At 65.0% G+C, this 14,623-nt stretch carries 26 protein-coding genes and 1 tRNA gene; 1 reads left to right on the top strand and 26 read right to left on the bottom strand.

What is annotated here, in order from left to right; all coding sequences use genetic code 11:
- Positions 1-4: 4 nt before the first annotated feature.
- From V3W46_RS17925 to V3W46_RS17800, 26 genes are all read right to left on the bottom strand, one after another.
- Positions 5-619 (bottom strand): terminase, encoded by a 615-nt coding sequence (locus V3W46_RS17925; protein ID WP_331784509.1) that lies wholly within the window; start codon positions 617-619, stop codon positions 5-7.
- Complete coding sequence (locus V3W46_RS17920) at positions 585-1,649, bottom strand: terminase (protein WP_331784508.1); 1,065 nt, start codon at positions 1,647-1,649, stop codon at positions 585-587. Before V3W46_RS17920 ends, V3W46_RS17925 begins: the two co-directional genes overlap by 35 nt.
- 472 nt (positions 1,650-2,121) lie before the next feature.
- Positions 2,122-2,544 (bottom strand): HNH endonuclease, encoded by a 423-nt coding sequence (locus V3W46_RS17915; protein WP_331784507.1) that lies wholly within the window; start codon positions 2,542-2,544, stop codon positions 2,122-2,124.
- A gap of 641 nt (positions 2,545-3,185) precedes the next feature.
- Positions 3,186-3,449, bottom strand: coding sequence for a hypothetical protein (locus V3W46_RS17910; RefSeq protein ID WP_331784506.1), 264 nt, complete (start codon positions 3,447-3,449; stop codon positions 3,186-3,188).
- The gene (locus V3W46_RS17905; RefSeq protein ID WP_331784505.1) at positions 3,446-3,763 is read right to left on the bottom strand and encodes a hypothetical protein; all 318 of its coding nucleotides are present in this window, start codon (positions 3,761-3,763) and stop codon (positions 3,446-3,448) included. The genes V3W46_RS17910 and V3W46_RS17905 overlap by 4 nt, the downstream gene beginning before the upstream one ends.
- Before the next feature lie 101 nt (positions 3,764-3,864).
- Complete coding sequence (locus V3W46_RS17900; protein WP_331784504.1) at positions 3,865-4,200, bottom strand: hypothetical protein; 336 nt, start codon at positions 4,198-4,200, stop codon at positions 3,865-3,867.
- Positions 4,200-4,397 carry a hypothetical protein gene (locus V3W46_RS17895; protein ID WP_331784503.1) on the bottom strand — a complete coding sequence of 66 codons (198 nt, stop codon included), beginning with the start codon at positions 4,395-4,397 and terminating at the stop codon, positions 4,200-4,202. Before V3W46_RS17895 ends, V3W46_RS17900 begins: the two co-directional genes overlap by 1 nt.
- 16 nt (positions 4,398-4,413) lie before the next feature.
- Positions 4,414-4,698 carry a hypothetical protein gene (locus V3W46_RS17890; RefSeq protein ID WP_331784502.1) on the bottom strand — a complete coding sequence of 95 codons (285 nt, stop codon included), beginning with the start codon at positions 4,696-4,698 and terminating at the stop codon, positions 4,414-4,416.
- A complete protein-coding gene (locus V3W46_RS17885; RefSeq protein ID WP_331784501.1) occupies positions 4,680-5,915 on the bottom strand; it encodes a hypothetical protein in 1,236 nt (411 codons plus the stop codon). Before V3W46_RS17885 ends, V3W46_RS17890 begins: the two co-directional genes overlap by 19 nt.
- Positions 5,916-5,940: 25 nt before the next feature.
- On the bottom strand, positions 5,941-6,294 hold the full coding sequence (locus V3W46_RS17880; protein WP_331784500.1) for a hypothetical protein: 354 nt from the start codon (positions 6,292-6,294) through the stop codon (positions 5,941-5,943).
- A gap of 16 nt (positions 6,295-6,310) precedes the next feature.
- Positions 6,311-7,558 carry a hypothetical protein gene (locus V3W46_RS17875; RefSeq protein ID WP_331784499.1) on the bottom strand — a complete coding sequence of 416 codons (1,248 nt, stop codon included), beginning with the start codon at positions 7,556-7,558 and terminating at the stop codon, positions 6,311-6,313.
- Positions 7,551-7,778, bottom strand: a complete 228-nt coding sequence (locus V3W46_RS17870) for a hypothetical protein (protein ID WP_331784498.1) — start codon at positions 7,776-7,778, stop codon at positions 7,551-7,553. The genes V3W46_RS17875 and V3W46_RS17870 overlap by 8 nt, the downstream gene beginning before the upstream one ends.
- Positions 7,779-7,876: 98 nt before the next feature.
- A tRNA-Met gene (locus tag V3W46_RS17865) sits at positions 7,877-7,950 on the bottom strand.
- 199 nt (positions 7,951-8,149) lie between these two features.
- Positions 8,150-8,347, bottom strand: a complete 198-nt coding sequence (locus V3W46_RS17860; RefSeq protein WP_331784497.1) for a hypothetical protein — start codon at positions 8,345-8,347, stop codon at positions 8,150-8,152.
- Positions 8,340-8,501, bottom strand: coding sequence for a hypothetical protein (locus tag V3W46_RS17855; protein ID WP_331784496.1), 162 nt, complete (start codon positions 8,499-8,501; stop codon positions 8,340-8,342). The genes V3W46_RS17860 and V3W46_RS17855 overlap by 8 nt, the downstream gene beginning before the upstream one ends.
- Positions 8,501-8,800, bottom strand: coding sequence for a DUF4326 domain-containing protein (locus V3W46_RS17850; RefSeq protein ID WP_331784495.1), 300 nt, complete (start codon positions 8,798-8,800; stop codon positions 8,501-8,503). Before V3W46_RS17850 ends, V3W46_RS17855 begins: the two co-directional genes overlap by 1 nt.
- Before the next feature lie 284 nt (positions 8,801-9,084).
- Positions 9,085-9,438, bottom strand: coding sequence for a hypothetical protein (locus V3W46_RS17845; protein ID WP_331784494.1), 354 nt, complete (start codon positions 9,436-9,438; stop codon positions 9,085-9,087).
- Complete coding sequence (locus V3W46_RS17840; protein ID WP_331784493.1) at positions 9,438-9,743, bottom strand: hypothetical protein; 306 nt, start codon at positions 9,741-9,743, stop codon at positions 9,438-9,440. The genes V3W46_RS17845 and V3W46_RS17840 overlap by 1 nt, the downstream gene beginning before the upstream one ends.
- Positions 9,736-10,041, bottom strand: a complete 306-nt coding sequence (locus V3W46_RS17835; RefSeq protein WP_331784492.1) for a hypothetical protein — start codon at positions 10,039-10,041, stop codon at positions 9,736-9,738. The genes V3W46_RS17840 and V3W46_RS17835 overlap by 8 nt, the downstream gene beginning before the upstream one ends.
- On the bottom strand, positions 10,041-10,277 hold the full coding sequence (locus V3W46_RS17830; protein ID WP_331784491.1) for a hypothetical protein: 237 nt from the start codon (positions 10,275-10,277) through the stop codon (positions 10,041-10,043). Before V3W46_RS17830 ends, V3W46_RS17835 begins: the two co-directional genes overlap by 1 nt.
- Before the next feature lie 121 nt (positions 10,278-10,398).
- Positions 10,399-10,830 carry a hypothetical protein gene (locus V3W46_RS17825; protein WP_331784490.1) on the bottom strand — a complete coding sequence of 144 codons (432 nt, stop codon included), beginning with the start codon at positions 10,828-10,830 and terminating at the stop codon, positions 10,399-10,401.
- Positions 10,831-11,017: 187 nt separating this feature from the next.
- Positions 11,018-11,806, bottom strand: a complete 789-nt coding sequence (locus tag V3W46_RS17820; RefSeq protein ID WP_331784489.1) for a hypothetical protein — start codon at positions 11,804-11,806, stop codon at positions 11,018-11,020.
- On the bottom strand, positions 11,803-12,168 hold the full coding sequence (locus V3W46_RS17815) for a hypothetical protein (RefSeq protein WP_331784488.1): 366 nt from the start codon (positions 12,166-12,168) through the stop codon (positions 11,803-11,805). Before V3W46_RS17815 ends, V3W46_RS17820 begins: the two co-directional genes overlap by 4 nt.
- On the bottom strand, positions 12,168-12,572 hold the full coding sequence (locus V3W46_RS17810; protein ID WP_331784487.1) for a hypothetical protein: 405 nt from the start codon (positions 12,570-12,572) through the stop codon (positions 12,168-12,170). Before V3W46_RS17810 ends, V3W46_RS17815 begins: the two co-directional genes overlap by 1 nt.
- Positions 12,572-12,835, bottom strand: a complete 264-nt coding sequence (locus tag V3W46_RS17805; RefSeq protein ID WP_331784486.1) for a hypothetical protein — start codon at positions 12,833-12,835, stop codon at positions 12,572-12,574. Before V3W46_RS17805 ends, V3W46_RS17810 begins: the two co-directional genes overlap by 1 nt.
- The gene (locus tag V3W46_RS17800; protein ID WP_331784485.1) at positions 12,835-14,037 is read right to left on the bottom strand and encodes an AAA family ATPase; all 1,203 of its coding nucleotides are present in this window, start codon (positions 14,035-14,037) and stop codon (positions 12,835-12,837) included. Before V3W46_RS17800 ends, V3W46_RS17805 begins: the two co-directional genes overlap by 1 nt.
- A gap of 26 nt (positions 14,038-14,063) precedes the next feature.
- Between V3W46_RS17800 and V3W46_RS17795 the strand changes: the two genes are divergently transcribed.
- Complete coding sequence (locus V3W46_RS17795) at positions 14,064-14,618, top strand: hypothetical protein (protein ID WP_331784484.1); 555 nt, start codon at positions 14,064-14,066, stop codon at positions 14,616-14,618.
- The last annotated feature ends 5 nt before the right edge of the window (positions 14,619-14,623 follow it).

The raw sequence follows: 14,623 nt of genomic DNA, 5'->3' as shown, positions 1-14,623 counted from the left end.
CTACTCATCCGCGCCATACGCGCACTCGTCGCGGTCTCCGGGGTTCCCACCCGGCGGCCAGCGCATCTGACTTCGCTTCGTGCGCGATGATTCGAGTCATCGCGACGTCGATCTTCTGGGTCTCGTTCGGCTTCCCGAGGAGGTACTTCTGGCCCGGCTTGCCCACCTTCTTCGCGTTCCCGATATGAGCAGCAGCGACCGGACACCCGTCGTGGCGGATCAAGCCTTCCCGCAGGTCGGCCTCGAATCTGCGGATCGCGGGATACATGCGCTCGACCTTGTTCGTCGGCCACTGCACGACCTTCTCCTCGCCATGCGCCAGAGCCCACGCCTCGATGTCGGTCTCCCAGTCCTGCGGGTCGCAATAGACCCGCACCACCTCAAAACGGTCGAACATCTCCCCCAGCGCAGTCTCGACTTCGCTGTGCGGGATCCGCTCACCGTGCTCGATCGGGTTCCAGTGCGTCGCTACACTGTTCGGTCCCCACCGGGGCGTGAACGAGTAGCCGTCCATGGTCTCGGCACCGAATGCGGTGTGGTCGTTGTTGACCGACCCGTCGAAGCCGAGACAGATCGCAGTGCCGTCAGGCGGATTTGGCAACCAGAGTTGGTCGGGCATAGTGGCTCTCCCAGAGTCCGTCCGGCATCCACGTGCCCAATCCGCGGACCAGCTTGTTGCCGTAGAAGCGCTCGGCCTGCGCCGAATCCTGCTCGAGCAACTCGAACGCCTCGGCCTCGATGCTGTCGAGGTCAACGTGCGAGGCGCCGAAGTACACGTAGGCGTGGATCTTGCGGCGATCGCGCTTGTTCTTGTAGCTGAGGTTCTTCGGCGGCTGACGGTAGAACCGAAAGATGTCAGGTGCCTTGGACTCGAACGTCGACCGCGCAGTCGACACCTCAGCCGGGTCCCACGTGTTCGTGAGCTCGATGCCGCGGCCGCCCATGCCGGACGTGCCGCGGCGCATCGTCTGCGCCGTACCCAGCAGCCCGTTCGTCTTGGTGTAGATGCCCGTCTCGTCCTGCACGAACCCGGTCGTCGGGTTACCGAGCCGAGAGGACTCAGCCGAGGTCACCTTCTCGATCACGCCATCGTCGCCGATGCGCATGAACTTCTCGCCGACACGCACGCGCTCGACTAGAGGCCCGCGGAGCACCATCTGCTGCAGCGGACGCCAAGTGTTGTTGACCTGGTCTTCCGACGTCGCCATGAGCTGAATCAGCGGAGTCGGCCACGGCATCCCCATGGGCTCGCCGAGCTCGTACTCGTAGACGAATCCGCATTGGCATCCGTGCCGGGCGCAGTCGTAGACGTCATCGTCGCCCGCCCAGCCCGCGAAGAGATCCGGGCCCAACGCCATCAGCAGCGTCATGCCGGCGCCCCACGGGCTCTTCCCGTACTTCTGCGGACCAACGACCAACGACCGACGGTTCGTGAACGCCTGGTTCTTGATGGGATTCTCTGGCCGCCACGGCGTCTCCGGGCGAACCCGGCCGTGATTCGCCGTGCACCACAGCTGCCAGTCCGAGAGCACGAACGGCTGCCCCTTGCGGAAGCCGTCCGGGATCGGGCAGTGCCACGCCAGCCAGTCCGCCTGCAGATACCCCAGCGTCGGGAAGTTGATGCTGAATTCGTTACTCGGGTCCGACATCCTCCACAGCTCTCAATCTGCCCCTCGACGACGGCACCTGCCTCTTCGCCGCGGCCGGCGTGGATGCCGAAACCGTGGCTGCAGCCTGCTGCGTCGAAATCCGGAAGCCAGCAGTCAGCAAAGCCTGATGGCTGAGCAGAAGCGCGTTCTCCTGGCGCAGCAGCAAACTCCGCAGCGACGCCGAAGCACCAGACACCTCCGCCTCGACCGACGTCCGCACATGCATCGCCACCTGACGGTGCGACGACTGCTCCTCCCACACGACCGCCTGCGGCAACCTCCACAGCTGCCGCCACACCGCACTCTCCCGAGCCGACGCCTTCGACAACGGCCACGCCGGCGCCGCCCCAGACCGCGCCCGAGGAAGCGTGCGGATCGCGCCGGACTCCAGGCGGACCGCCTCGGCCAACGACGACGTGTCAGGAGGCCGCCCGGCGCCCGTGCGAGTACCACCACGAGGCATGCTGGCTCCTTAGGCTGCGACGAGGATGAGGCTCTTGCCCTTGCGCAGGTTGCACTGCAGGTGAGCGAGCTGAGCATTGTCTGGTCGATGCGGGCCACCGAGGGTGACGGGGAAGATGTGATCGAGGCTCGGGCTCATTGGGTCGGGCCACGTGCAGTCGGGGTCGACATCTTCGTCGCAGAGACCGCAGACCCAGCCGTCCCTTTCGAACACGTCAAGGTAATCGAAGTCTTCACCGTCAGCAGCACCGCGAGTGAGCGCGTAGCGCTTCTTCCAGTTCGCCCGGCGCCGCTCGTCCCAGATCGGGCTCTTCTGCCGACCGTCAGCTCGAGACAAGCGGTTGTAGTGCGCCTTCCCATGAAGCTCCGAACAGCACTGGTCGATCGCCCGGATGGGACAGAAGACGACCGAACATCCTTCGAGCGCGCACACCCGAGTGCCTTCATGTGGCCCGCATTCGGGAGAGCACCAGCGAACGCTGATGCCCCGAGCGATTGTCGCCCCACAGGTCGCGCACTCTACGTTCGACGCCGTTCTTCGACGTGCGAGCGAGGCGTTCCGCTGGCAGCGCGGCGAGCAATGGATCTGCCGCGGCGACGCGTTGAATGGCGTGCCACAGTGGCACCGGGTGAGCGTCATGAGGGCGACCTGGGCAATTCTTTGATTCCGGCGAGATGTTTAGCTACCTCCCCGGCGGTCCGGCAGAGGGGCCTCCGAAGGGGCATCCCCCCACCCCCTGAGGCCCAAAATGAGGGGTCAGAGGTGTGATTTGACTCCTGCTGCGCTGCGGTTGCAGCTGGCGTGCTCTGGTCCTGTCCATGTGGTGCGGTCGTCGGTGTGGCCGAGGTCCCATGGCTGGTGGCGGGTGATGGGTTGGTGGCATCGTGCGCACTTGACTTGGCCTCGTGCTACGAGTGGGGCCCATCGTCGTCTGAGGCGGTCGTGCTCGCTGTCGTAGCCGCGCTGTTGTCGTGTGCCCCTCGCCCTGTCGTGGGCTGCCCTGTGTGCTCTACAGCGTGAGCCTTGGGCTTTGGGGTAGATCTCGGGGCATCCGGGTACTGCGCAGGTGCGCATCAGCCTGCGCTGCGAAGGGCGCTGTCGTTCTGCGCTGAGACGATGCGGGCTATCTCTGCCTCGTCGAGGTCGGGGGCATTGACGAGCTGGAGTACGCCACGCACTGCGGTGGGTAGGTCATCCTCGTTGATGTGAGCGGCACGCAGCTCGTAGACGAGGCTCCTCACTGCTTGGGTGGCTCGGGTCATCGCTGCGATGAGTTCCTCTTCGCCCTCGATCTTGATGGTGACTGTGATGCGGCGATCCTGCGTGGGCATGGTCACTCCTGATCCTTGTGCGCGAAGTACGCTGGCAGTCTCGTGAACGACGCGACGGTGATGACCTTCCACCCTGCGGGCAGAGGGTGATGCACCTCGTGTGTGACTGGGTGGCCGTCAGCCCAGATCGCCTTCATGGTGCCGGGTTCGTACTCGATCTCGACTGCGGTGACGCCATCTGCGGTGATGGTGAACGGATGCGGGATCAGCTTCCACATTCCTGTCCAGGACTCGGGCTGGTAGCCGAGGTCGACTGCGAGGTCCCACTCCCATGCGGCGGTGCGACCTTCGGCCAGTGCCCGCTCTCGTGGTGACGACATCTGGTGGGCGTAGATTGGGGCGCCGTGCCCGTCGTGTCCGATGGGTTCGAGGCACGCGGTGGCGCAGGGCTTGTGGCAGACGGGGCAGTAGTGGGTGTCCATCATGCCCAGCCGTCAGGCAGCGGGACCATGTCGATCGTCTGACCGCCGAGGCGGTGCGTGCAGTCAGCCAGGTACTCGATACGGCCGGCTCTCACGAACGAGTGGCACACCTCGCCGAAGGGGATGTCGTGCTCTCGGGTCTCTGGGTTCCAGCGGTTCCTGCGGCTGAGGTACGAGCCGTCGAACGTGGGAGCCTCGAGCGTGCCGCTCATGGTCCAGCGGTTATCGAAGACGTGGAGCGTGTCGCACCCTGGGCACCACCACCAGTAGCGCTTCCCGAGTTCGTTGCCGGCGGCGTCTTCTTCGATGTGCTCGGTCATGATCGGGTTCGTCATCAGAAGCCTGCTTTCCTGGCCATGACGTGCTCGGTCTCTGACCAGCTGCGCTCGTAGTAGCCGGAGTTGTCGAACACGGTGCCGTCTTGGTTGTTGCGCTCGAGCTCGGCTCTGATGATGCGGGAGCCTTCGTTCATCCTGGCGACCTGTTTGCGGACGGCTGCGAGGCGGCGGAGGCTTCGAGGGACGTGCGTCATGCGGTGCGCCTCCGGATCAGGCGACGCTGAGCTGGCCGCACGGGATGTTCAGGTGCTGCGGAGTCACGTCGACGTGGGCCCAGATGTCGTAGATCCCGACGCTGAGGCCGCTGACGAGGATGCCCGGCTTGCCGTCGACGTCCTCGGTGGCCTGGTAGTCGCCTGCGACGGGTCGCACGCCGTGGCGGACCACGCAGGCGGTGAACTCGCCGGTGTACGGGGTGCCGTCGGGTTCGATGAGGGTGGGCACGATGCGGGCAGTGTCTTCGGCACGAATGGTCTTCACGAGGTGCCCTGCCATCCTGGATCTTCGTACGTGCCCGTGTAGCCCTGCTCGGCCGTGGTGCCCGCCCATCCGGCCGTGTCGACGCTGCCTATGAGGACTAGGTCGTGGGGTGTTGCTGCCTCGGCGACGGTGAGCGTGACCATGGCCAGAAGGTCGGCCAGGCCGAATGCGGATGCGAACGCCTCAGCCGTGAACTGGAGCTCGGCTGCTGTATCCACGCCGGTCGAATGCGCCGAGCTGGCACCGACCGTTAGGACTGGTACCACCGCTGCTGCGGCGGCCGCCTGGGCGGCCTGCGCGCCCTGAGCGGCGAGGGCTGAGGCCGAGGCGGTGGCCACGGACGCTGACGAGCTCACGCTGCCGGCGGGGGCAAGGGTGACCGATGAGCTGAGGCCGGCCGCCGCGTTCAGGTGGCTGGTCGCCTCGAGACTCACAGCAACGGGCACATTGAACGCAGGCGTTGCAGCGTGTGCTGCTGAACCGGTCACGCCAAGCGCTGCGGCTGCTTGCAGGGCCGGTGCGGTCGCGAAGGATGCGCGTGCAGGCGTGGCGAGTGCTGCTGCTGCGCTGAGCCCCACGGAGGCAGTGAACGATGCCGGCGGTTTGATGCCGGCCGCGTTGTCGCTGTTGAACTGAACGAAGTCCATCCGGACCCCGGTGCCAGCGGTGGGGTTGGTGTTGATGATCCCGACGTCGGTGGTGACGAGCGCGGCCGTGCCGAGGTTGTACGCGCTCGAGGTCGCCGAGCCGAGCAGAACGCCAGCCCAGTTGTAGACCTCGACGAGGATGTACCCCGTCGTGGACGTGGCGACGACGACGCCGATGCTGAGCCAGTACTGCGCACCGGGCACGGCCCCGGTCATCACGTTGAGGATGTTGCCGGAGGCCGAGTCGAAGACCTGGATGATGTTACTGGCTGACCACTGGACTCGGCAGGCGTAGCCGCTTGCGTAGCGGAGGCCCGCGAACACGGTTGCGTTGGTGGCCGGTTTCGCCTCCACCGCGAACGGTACGCCCATGCTCATCGTCATCGAGTTTGCGGGCGTGGGGAAGCGTGCTAAGCACTGCGCTCCCGCGCCGGAGAGGAACCGGATCCCGAGCAAACCTGACCAGACCAGCAGGTTCGAGAACGTGATCGTGCCCGTGTTCGGGGTGATCCCGGTGGCGCCGATCGTGTTGACGCCAGACGTGCCGGCGACCACGGTGGCGCCGTCTGCTGTGCCGGACTCCATCCCGAAGGCGTTGTACGGCACGGGCTCAGCTCACAGTTGCGGTGTACACCAGGGTGAGCGTCGACTGCGGGCTGACCTGCGCGTTCGTGGTCACGTCGAGGATCGTCGCCCCGTCCAGGTACGTTCCGCCGGTGGCGGCGCTGTGCACGCCAGCGCCCTTCACGACGACCGACGGCGGGAGCACGTGCGTAACGGTCGCGGTGATGACACCGTTGGCCGGTGCGGACCAGTTGAGCGGCTGCCGAGCGTAGGGTGTCGCTCCACCGGTGAGCTCGGTGCCGGCAGTCGCACCGGGCACGGTGGTGTACAGGGCGGAGTACAGAGCCAGGCTCGCGTAGCTTGTCGCGAGGCTGTTCTTCAGGCTGACGGTCTGGGTCATGAGCGTGTCTCTGTCTCTATGCGGTGTAGTCGTTGCGGTGCACGAGTGCGTACTGCGTCTTCGGGTCGATCTTCGGCACCATCGCGAGCGTCACGCCGGCACCGCCGGTCGGGGTGGACTCGACGAACACCGGCTGCAGGATCTTCCCGCTGGTGTCCTTCACGATCGGGCGGGTGACCTGCTTGCCCCACAGCGCGATCGAAAACGCTCCCTGCGCCCACGACGGCGACGTCCACGACACCGGCTGCACCAGCATCGGGGTGGGGTTGTCGTACTGCGCGGAGCCGTGACTGATCATCGTGGCATCCCACCCGGCGGACACGTACGGGTCGATGCCGGCGACGAGGCCGGAGATGCTGATCAGGCCGTGCACGTCTTCGAGGTTCACCGGGGCGAACCGCCACTCGGGCGTCCCGGCGTTCTCCTTGTGGTTCGCGTTGTTCAGCACCGTCAGTCCGTCGATGGTGACCGTGTCGGTGACCGTCCACTTCGCCGGGTCCGTGCCTGCGCGGCTGAGCGAGACGCCGCTGCGGTCCGAGTCGGTGGCGCGCATGTTCTTGATGCGGAGGTTCTTCGCCCCCGCAGCACCGAACAGACCGCCGCCGACCCTCGCGCCCGTGATCGGGTCGAGGCCGCTGATGACGAAGTCGTCGAGGTAGCTGCCGTCGGTGAGGTACTCCGTCCACGCGAACGTCTCACCGTATTTCGGGCTGTTCCCGTTCGAGCTCGACATGCGCTGAAGGGTGATCCGCTTCGCGACCGCCCCCTTGCTCATGTAGTTGTAGATCCCCATCCACAACATCCGGATCGCACCGTGGTGCTGGTCCGCACCGATGAACGTCAGATCGCTCATGCTGATCGGCGCGCGCGGGTTGAGGGTGCCGTTGTTCGGTCCCCACCGCAGCGCCCCGGCGCCCAGCGTCTGGCCGGGCCACGAAGGCGGGTCGGCGTAGTTCGTGAACGAATCGGCGAGCATCTGGATCACAGCGGGCGCGCCCTGCACACCGATCAGCGCCGACACGTTCGTGACGATCGCCTGCCACATGTTCACGTCGGAGTTGCCGATGCTCGACAGCTTCGCGTTCGCTAGAAGCAGCACCTGGCTGCCCGCCTTGGCGCGCTTCAGCGTCTTGCCGTAGTGCTCATCCGCGACAGGTGCCAGATCCGCCCACTTCACCTCCGGGAAGACCGGCATGGGCACGCCGACGTCGTAGACAGCGTCGATGCTCGTACCGTCAGCGAAGGTGGTCGTAACTTTAGACACTCGCGGTCGCCACCAGCGTCGAACCGTCGTTGCTTTGCACAGTCCAGTCGCGGGCGGCGTCGGTCGGGTCGATCGCGGGGATGAGGGTGTAGTCGGTGCCGAGGACTGTGCCGTCGGCGAACTTTGTGTCGACGTGGTTCTTCTGCGACAGCTTGGCCGACTTCACCGTGAGGGTGAGCGTGCCTTTGCCGTCGTTCGTCACTACTGCGCTGTCGGCCATGGTCGGCTCCTCGGGTTGGAAGTAGCGGTGCTCCGGTCGCCGCGGCAGGACGCATGGGTCTCTGCGCTGGGCGAGGATCGCACCCGGGAAATGGGTCGTTGCGGAGACCGGATTTGAACCGGTGACCTACGGGATATGAGCCCGTCGCTCTGCCGAACTGAGCTACTCCGCGGCCGTAGGGGCGGCCGCCAGTTCCCAGCGCCGGCCGCCCCAGATGACGAGTTCACGCACCCCTGCGCCAGGTTGTCGGCCCTGTAGCTGGGCCCCGTCAAGAAGAGAACCGGGGCCAGAAACACGTCGACCCCGAACCGGGTGTCGGTCGGGGTCAGTAGTGCTTAGTTTCCATACTGGAGGGGCCACTCCGTAGGCTGTCAAACCTGTTTCCGATATTGGTGACTTTTTTTTGCGGAGATCTTCGTTCGGAGCGTGGCGAGCAGCACGTCGAGCTCGACGAACTTGCGTCCATCTATCCACTCAAACGGCATTCCCTGCGACATCCATCGTCGGATGGTGCGTCGGGAACGGCGGACGCGGCGTCCGGCGTCACGCATGCTGAGGAATTCAGTCACGGTCGAGCGCCTCCGCGACATCGGATCCGTATCGACGCATCCTCGCGCGCTTCGTGCGCAGCTCGTGGAGACGGCGGGCCTCGTGGACCTGCAGCCACTCGGACTTCTGGCGTTTGATCAGCTGGGCAAGCTCCACTTGCTCCTCGGGTGTCATCAGCTGTTCGCGATTTCGAGGAGCACGTCAGCGTGGCAGGGCTGATCGAGGGGGCACCAGCACGCGAGGTTCTTGCCGGCGAGATCCCTCCGAATCTCTTCAGGATCGGGGTAGCCGAAAGCCGTCCGCGCCTCGACGTCGATGGTGAACATCTCGCGGAATCGTTGGACCGCCAGGATCCGACCGCCGGGAGTCAAGATCAACCATGGGTTGCCCCACCTCGTCGGGCGGGATACGACGACGGTGTTCTCCGGCTTGCGCCAGCCCTTCTTGCGGCTGAGCTTTACGCGCTCGGGCATCACTTCCCCCTCGGGTGTTCGGTTCGTTCGTGGTCTTCGCGCAGCGACGGGACGACGAACCCGAGACCGCAGTACCGGCAGTGATAGCGGTCAGGCATGGGACGCCCGCCAGACCATGCAGGGGACGCAGGAGGCACCGCGGGATGCGCGGTCGAGGCGACTGCCGGGCCGCGCCGCGCGATAGTGCCTGCACAGCGGGTCGGTGGTTAGGTGCCTATCGTCGCCGAAACTGTCGATCCACGAGGCGAGCGAGCGGAGCGCGAGAATTGCGCGATCAGTGATTCTCACGCCTCGTCTCCTTGTTCTTCCCCACCAGGGGTGACAGAAGGGGCAGGGTAGGGGTCACGCCAACCGAAGTGAGTCGAGATCGGGCCGTGCTGATCGATGACCACCACGAACGTCTGTGGCAGGTCAATCGGATCGCCCAGCGCCGCCATGCTCGCGCGCGCACTCTCGTAATCGGTGTGAACCGTTGCCACTTCCCTTGGGAGTGAGGCGGCGAGGGCATCAGCGAGAAGGCGAACGTGGCAGGGCCATGCGTTGAAGCACTGCTGGCATTCCTCCTGACCGCGACGTGTCGTCTGCCGATGCCCCTTCGAGAATTCGATCAGTTTCGTTGTGTCGTACTCAGTAGTCATCAGGGGGACTCCGCAATCTGCACCGCAATCGCTTCGAATGCGAGCCGTGCCCCGTTGTTCGTGTCGATGATGTCGCCGTTTGCGTCCCAGTAGTCCCGGATCTGCTGTGCGGCTTCGGCTTTGATACGCCGGTCATGGTCAGCGAGAAGGGTCAGCCACGCTTCGATTCGATCCGCCCAAGCCTCGCTCTCAGCCGCGTGTTCTTCCGGGGTGTAGGGCTCCATGACTCGCAGAAGCTTGGCGCGAGAACGGCAGCCACGGGCGTAGTAACCCATCTCTGCGATCGGTTGCAGCTCGTCACTCATCGTTCTGTCCTTTCGTTGGGTCATACCCCAAAACAGCAGGGGCGGCGCAGTAGCGTCGGTGATCAGAGACCGGCTCCCACCCGCCCAGGTCAGCGCACCACGCCATGATTTCCGTGCCCTCCGGCGACAGGTAGCACAGCACCACCTCGCCGTCGATACCAGCAACGAAATGCGTTGCCCAGTACTCGTTCGTAGTCATCGCCATGTCGTCAAGGGCGCGGGGTTCGTCGCAGTCCTCGTGATCCCAGTGCCCGCAGTGCTCCGCGTTCGCGAACACGGGAATGGTTGCAACTCTCATCAGCCGTTCCTCCCTGGTGTCGTGCGGTCATCCCAGAAGTCTTCTTCCGGCCCGGGTTCATCATCGTCGAAGTCGTCGTAAGCGCCTTGCTCTCGGTAGTAGGCGTTCTGCATGACCGAGAAGGCCGCACGGATACGCTCAGGCGACTCGCCAGTTTCAATGAAGTATTCGTGCTGCTCCATCGCCTCCTGATAGGACATCGGTTGTCGTCGTACGACGCCTGGCTCGTCACTCATCGTGCTTCTCCTTCATCGTCCAGGTGGACCACGCAGATGCCACACCCCTCGGCGTGCAGCAGAGCTTCGACGTCGGTTTCGAATCGCCGACCGCACGGCATCACGAAGCCCACATACGGATCTAGATCGCACATGCGTCCGTCACCTGCCAGAACTCATACGGCTCGCCGACAATGCCCGCTCGGGCGGGATGCACGTCCCAGACCAGGGCACCCGCCTTCCAGAGCACGGTGTGACCCCAGGGGCCGTTCGGTGAGTGGCCGACAGCAATCATCATCTGGCCATTCGGCGCGCCGTTCAGCAGACGGGCATTGATGCCGGCGCGCGCCCAGGCGAATCGGTGGTGCTCGTCGTCGACGTAGACGCGAAGCCGCTTGCCTCGAGATCTCAGCCACATCACTAACGCCGCGTCGTAGTCATTGCCGAACAGGATGAAGTGCGGCACCTTCTCTACCGGCAGGTCGAGCAGAGCAGCGACAGCAGTCTGCATGCAGTTGCCAGGCACAGCATCGGGGTTGGCGCTGCCCATGATGGTCTGAGTGTGTTCGATCATTACAGTCCGTCCTCACACGGGCAGGGCTTCTCCAAGAAGCACGCTCCACAGACCTCCGCAGGCTTGCGGCGATCCTCCGGGCAGACGACATGCACGACGCCCGCCTGGATCTTCGCGACGTGGTCACCGACCTCGATCTTCTCCTCGCAGATGACGCAACGACCCGCGTACTTCGCAAAGAACGTCATCACCACTCCCCCCAATCGATGTACCGGTCGACCTGCTCGCGCGGGACCTGGTAACCGCAGCCCTTGTACGGGTCGGTGGTTTCCGGATCGAAGCACTCCACGACGACGTCGTGAGCGCCGGCACCGACCCAGTGCGCCTGGATGCGGGCCTCGTCGCACTGCGGGCACACCCTGGCCCGGGTGTGAGCCTGCTTCCGCGGGGCCTGCGGGTAGCGGGCCATCAGCGGGCCGACCATCTCCACGAGCTCGTCGTGGAACGCGGCCGTTGCCATCAGGTACGAGATTTGTGCCTCCCGGTACATGTACCAGTTCGCGAGGGCCCGGGTGAGGCCGAACGCTGCCCGCTGTTCCGCCCAGACAGGCATGTAGCGCACGTCGATGTCCTTCTGGAACGACTCCCAGAGAGTCACCGGCGGGTCGCAGTTCAGCGAGCGAGCGAACGACGTCATCCAGTTCGCCAGCATCGCGTACAGGTCGTGCGAGTCGTCCGAGGCGGTCGGGTTGATCGGGATGACCAGGTCGCGCGTGCCGGCCACCCGCTCAGCTCGAGCGGCTTGCATGGCTGGCTTCACGTGCGAACGGATGTGAGAAAGTAGCTGCGGGGTCTGGCCGACGTAGTACCGGATCCTCGCAAAGCAACGTCCGCAGAGGTTGCCGTAGGTCGCCTCGGCCGGCCGGACGTCCCACCACTCGACGCCGTCGACGTCGTGACGCACGGTGACGGGGTTGCCCTCGTCGTCCTCGGCCGGCGCGAGCTCGTAGTGCCCACGAATGCACAAATCGGTCACTGATAGTCCTCCATCGCCCTCGCCATGTCGTCGCAAAGCTTCGCGATCGCCTCTTTGGTGTGGCTCCCGCCGACCTCGAATCCGGTGCGGAGGTTTCTCGCCACAATCCGCAGGCGCACTACGTCGCTGTCTTCAGGCGTTCCGGCCTTGAATGCCACGTTCACCCGAGGGACGAAGACCCATCCGTCCGGGTTGCAGTACGGGCACAGCGCTGCGTTGTGGTGATTGTCGAGCTGGATGCCGAGGTGCATCTCCTTGCGCAGGCCCGCGTTCTCTCGTTCGAGCCGCCGGTTGTCGGCTTCGAGGCGGATGTTCTCCTCACGAGCCGCCTCGAGCTGGTCCAGGGTGTCGCGCGCGCCCATCAGAAAATAACCTGCTTGTTATGCTCAAGCGCCAACGCGGCGAGCCGATCGGCGGCCCCGGTGCGGTCAACGCACCAGCCCCACTCAGCGATGCACTCAGGGCACTCGATCTTGAGACTCAAGTGCGGGTCGCTCGGGTGCGCCGAGTACGCCACGACCACCGCATGATGCGCTGTCGCTTTCTCGGCCACCTTCGCGTCGAGGGCCAGCATCACCCGAAGTCCGGACGCGGCCTCCATCAGCTCGAGCGCCAGCTGCTCGGCCTCGTCAGGCGAATACTCCACCGTCGTCGACGAGGTCATGAACGCGCCCTCGGTCTGCTTCAGCGACACCTTGTGGCTGTCGGAGATCTCAACAATGGCGAGCTCAACAGTTTTCGCGACTGTGCGAACGATCATGCCCATCAGTGACTCACCTTCTCCCAGTGGTTGCGGAGTGTGCTCTCGCTGAACGTCCGTCGGCGGTCCTCGTACGGGCGGCCCGCCGGCGTCGCCCGATAGTCGGGTGCCTCGAGCATCTCGACGCTGTAGTGGCCGGGGAACGGGTAGCCCTCGCTCGTGGCCAGGCTGTGAACGAACAGCACGCGCGGCTCGATGTCGCGCTTGTCCGTGCTGCGGAACTTCTCCCCGATGAACGGGTCCCCCTCAGGGTGTAGATCGTCAAACATCAGTACTGCCTCCCTTGAAAGTTGGTCGTGGGAGTCCACGGCCAATCCGATGACCCACGCGAAATCTGCGTAGGCCAAGCTCGTGCATCACGGTCACCACGCCACCGGATCAGCTGGAACCGGTTCGACGCGTTCGCGGACTTGTCGGGCCGCAACCCGAGCCCGAATTCGGGCCAGCCCATGAGCGCCGCGGAGCCGCGCGGCCGCAGGTCCCGCTCGCCGACCGCTCCCCCGGACTTCGCGTGCCCGGCGTGCGCCTCGATGACCATCGCGCAGCCCCGCTCCCGCAACGTGTCCAGGGCCGCCAGGATCGGCATCGCGTCGTCGTCGTCGTTGATCGCGCGCGGCGTCAGCCGGTACAGGGGCCCGATGAAGAGGATGTCCGGGTGGACCTCGTCGATCATCCGGTGCACTTCGCCCAGGTCCGAGTCCTTCGACAGGTCGATGCGGGGCGTGCACGCCAACGAGACGGTGTCGGCCGGGTTCACCCTCCCCCGCAGCGCCGCCTTCGTTACCAGCGGCCGTACCGCCCGCCGCCACTGCCGCTCTGTGTTCTCCGCGTCGACGACGAGCACCTTCGCCGGCTTCGTCGGGAAGAACGTGAACGGGTGCACGCCGGCCGCAGCGAGGATCGCCATCTGTCGAACCAACGTCGACTTCCCGGCACCTTCTGTGCCGGTCAGCAGCACCCGGTCGTTGCGCTCGAGCAGATCCTCGACGACCCAGTCGTACTCGTCGTTGTCATCCAGGAGCACCGTGCCGAGCGTCCGCGCCTCCAACGACGTCTGCACGTGCCCGTCACGCAGCGTCTTCAGCCGCTCCTGCGCCTTCGCCAGAGCGATCCCGGGGTCGACGTCCTTCTCATTCGACAGCCTGGTCGCGACCTCCTGCAGTCCGCGCTGCATCGCCCCCTTCCGCACCTGCCGCGCATACGTCCCGGCGTGCGCCGACGACGACACCTCAGACGTCCAGCTGTGAAAGTCGATCGCCGTGATGCCGCGCACATCCCACTCGAGGAGATGATCGGACACGGTGATCACGTCGATCGGTTCGCGCTCACGGAACATTGCCGCCATGCCGGCGAAGATCATCCCTACGCGCTTGTCCTCGAAGTCGAGAGGGATGCACTCGGTCACGCATGTGCGGAATTCGCGCTCGTCGAGGAGGATCGCAGCGATCATCGCCTGCTCGGAAGTGATCATGAGAACACCCCCGCTAGAGTGCCGGGATGGATGCATTCCGAAATCAGGCGCTGCTCATCTCGCTGGGCGCTATCGTGGGTCTCGTTCCGGCCTACGCGATCGAGGTATTCAGGGGTCGTAGGGCGACCAAAATACAGAACCTCGCCCGGAAGCTCGCCCAAGAGGATGCGGCGAAAGCAGCCAGCGCCGCACACGCCACGACGATATTCGCGATCGTCAATGATCTCGTTTTTGTTCTGGCTCGTATGATCGCCCGCCGGGACAGGGCTGGTGATGCGCTCGTTCCGTTTAGCGATGACGAGATCAAGAGCATCCTGCTCGCCAGAGCTGAGTCGTTTCTCCTGCCCGACCAGAATCTGCGAGACGCACTCGCGCACGGCTTCTTCGTACTGAGCATTTACGACGAGCTTCCGGTGGCCGACCCATCCCAGCCAGCGAGGAGTCGGTACAGCTCGCTGGTGGGTATCCAGAACGTGCTGGCCACTTACCTCCGCGGTGAAAGAGTGGCGGAGGCCGACGTGCGATACCTGGCAGACGAGTTCTACGAGATGAACACGACCGGGGTTCCAGAAAACTCCTAGACCCG

Source organism: Subtercola sp. YIM 133946, assembly GCF_036553535.1.
GTDB lineage: Bacteria > Actinomycetota > Actinomycetes > Actinomycetales > Microbacteriaceae > Subtercola.
This window is presented reverse-complemented; position numbering and strand designations above follow the sequence as displayed.

Coding starts and splice junctions, on each gene's coding strand:
- V3W46_RS17895 (WP_331784503.1), bottom strand. CDS start 4,397: ATGACGCACGTCCCTCGAAGCCTCCGCCGCCTCGCAGCCGTCCGCAAA.
- V3W46_RS17885 (WP_331784501.1), bottom strand. CDS start 5,915: ATGGAGTCCGGCACAGCAGACGGCGCCACCGTGGTCGCCGGCACGTCT.
- V3W46_RS17855 (WP_331784496.1), bottom strand. CDS start 8,501: ATGACACCCGAGGAGCAAGTGGAGCTTGCCCAGCTGATCAAACGCCAG.
- V3W46_RS17845 (WP_331784494.1), bottom strand. CDS start 9,438: ATGACTACTGAGTACGACACAACGAAACTGATCGAATTCTCGAAGGGG.
- V3W46_RS17835 (WP_331784492.1), bottom strand. CDS start 10,041: ATGAGAGTTGCAACCATTCCCGTGTTCGCGAACGCGGAGCACTGCGGG.
- V3W46_RS17880 (WP_331784500.1), bottom strand. CDS start 6,294: ATGACCCAGACCGTCAGCCTGAAGAACAGCCTCGCGACAAGCTACGCG.
- V3W46_RS17810 (WP_331784487.1), bottom strand. CDS start 12,572: ATGGGCATGATCGTTCGCACAGTCGCGAAAACTGTTGAGCTCGCCATT.
- V3W46_RS17830 (WP_331784491.1), bottom strand. CDS start 10,277: ATGAGTGACGAGCCAGGCGTCGTACGACGACAACCGATGTCCTATCAG.
- V3W46_RS17800 (WP_331784485.1), bottom strand. CDS start 14,037: ATGATCACTTCCGAGCAGGCGATGATCGCTGCGATCCTCCTCGACGAG.
- V3W46_RS17870 (WP_331784498.1), bottom strand. CDS start 7,778: ATGGCCGACAGCGCAGTAGTGACGAACGACGGCAAAGGCACGCTCACC.
- V3W46_RS17920 (WP_331784508.1), bottom strand. CDS start 1,649: ATGTCGGACCCGAGTAACGAATTCAGCATCAACTTCCCGACGCTGGGG.
- V3W46_RS17815 (WP_331784488.1), bottom strand. CDS start 12,168: ATGGGCGCGCGCGACACCCTGGACCAGCTCGAGGCGGCTCGTGAGGAG.
- V3W46_RS17925 (WP_331784509.1), bottom strand. CDS start 619: ATGCCCGACCAACTCTGGTTGCCAAATCCGCCTGACGGCACTGCGATC.
- V3W46_RS17890 (WP_331784502.1), bottom strand. CDS start 4,698: ATGGCAGGGCACCTCGTGAAGACCATTCGTGCCGAAGACACTGCCCGC.
- V3W46_RS17850 (WP_331784495.1), bottom strand. CDS start 8,800: ATGCCCGAGCGCGTAAAGCTCAGCCGCAAGAAGGGCTGGCGCAAGCCG.
- V3W46_RS17840 (WP_331784493.1), bottom strand. CDS start 9,743: ATGAGTGACGAGCTGCAACCGATCGCAGAGATGGGTTACTACGCCCGT.
- V3W46_RS17825 (WP_331784490.1), bottom strand. CDS start 10,830: ATGATCGAACACACTCAGACCATCATGGGCAGCGCCAACCCCGATGCT.
- V3W46_RS17805 (WP_331784486.1), bottom strand. CDS start 12,835: ATGTTTGACGATCTACACCCTGAGGGGGACCCGTTCATCGGGGAGAAG.
- V3W46_RS17900 (WP_331784504.1), bottom strand. CDS start 4,200: ATGACGAACCCGATCATGACCGAGCACATCGAAGAAGACGCCGCCGGC.
- V3W46_RS17795 (WP_331784484.1), top strand. CDS start 14,064: ATGGATGCATTCCGAAATCAGGCGCTGCTCATCTCGCTGGGCGCTATC.
- V3W46_RS17905 (WP_331784505.1), bottom strand. CDS start 3,763: ATGTCGTCACCACGAGAGCGGGCACTGGCCGAAGGTCGCACCGCCGCA.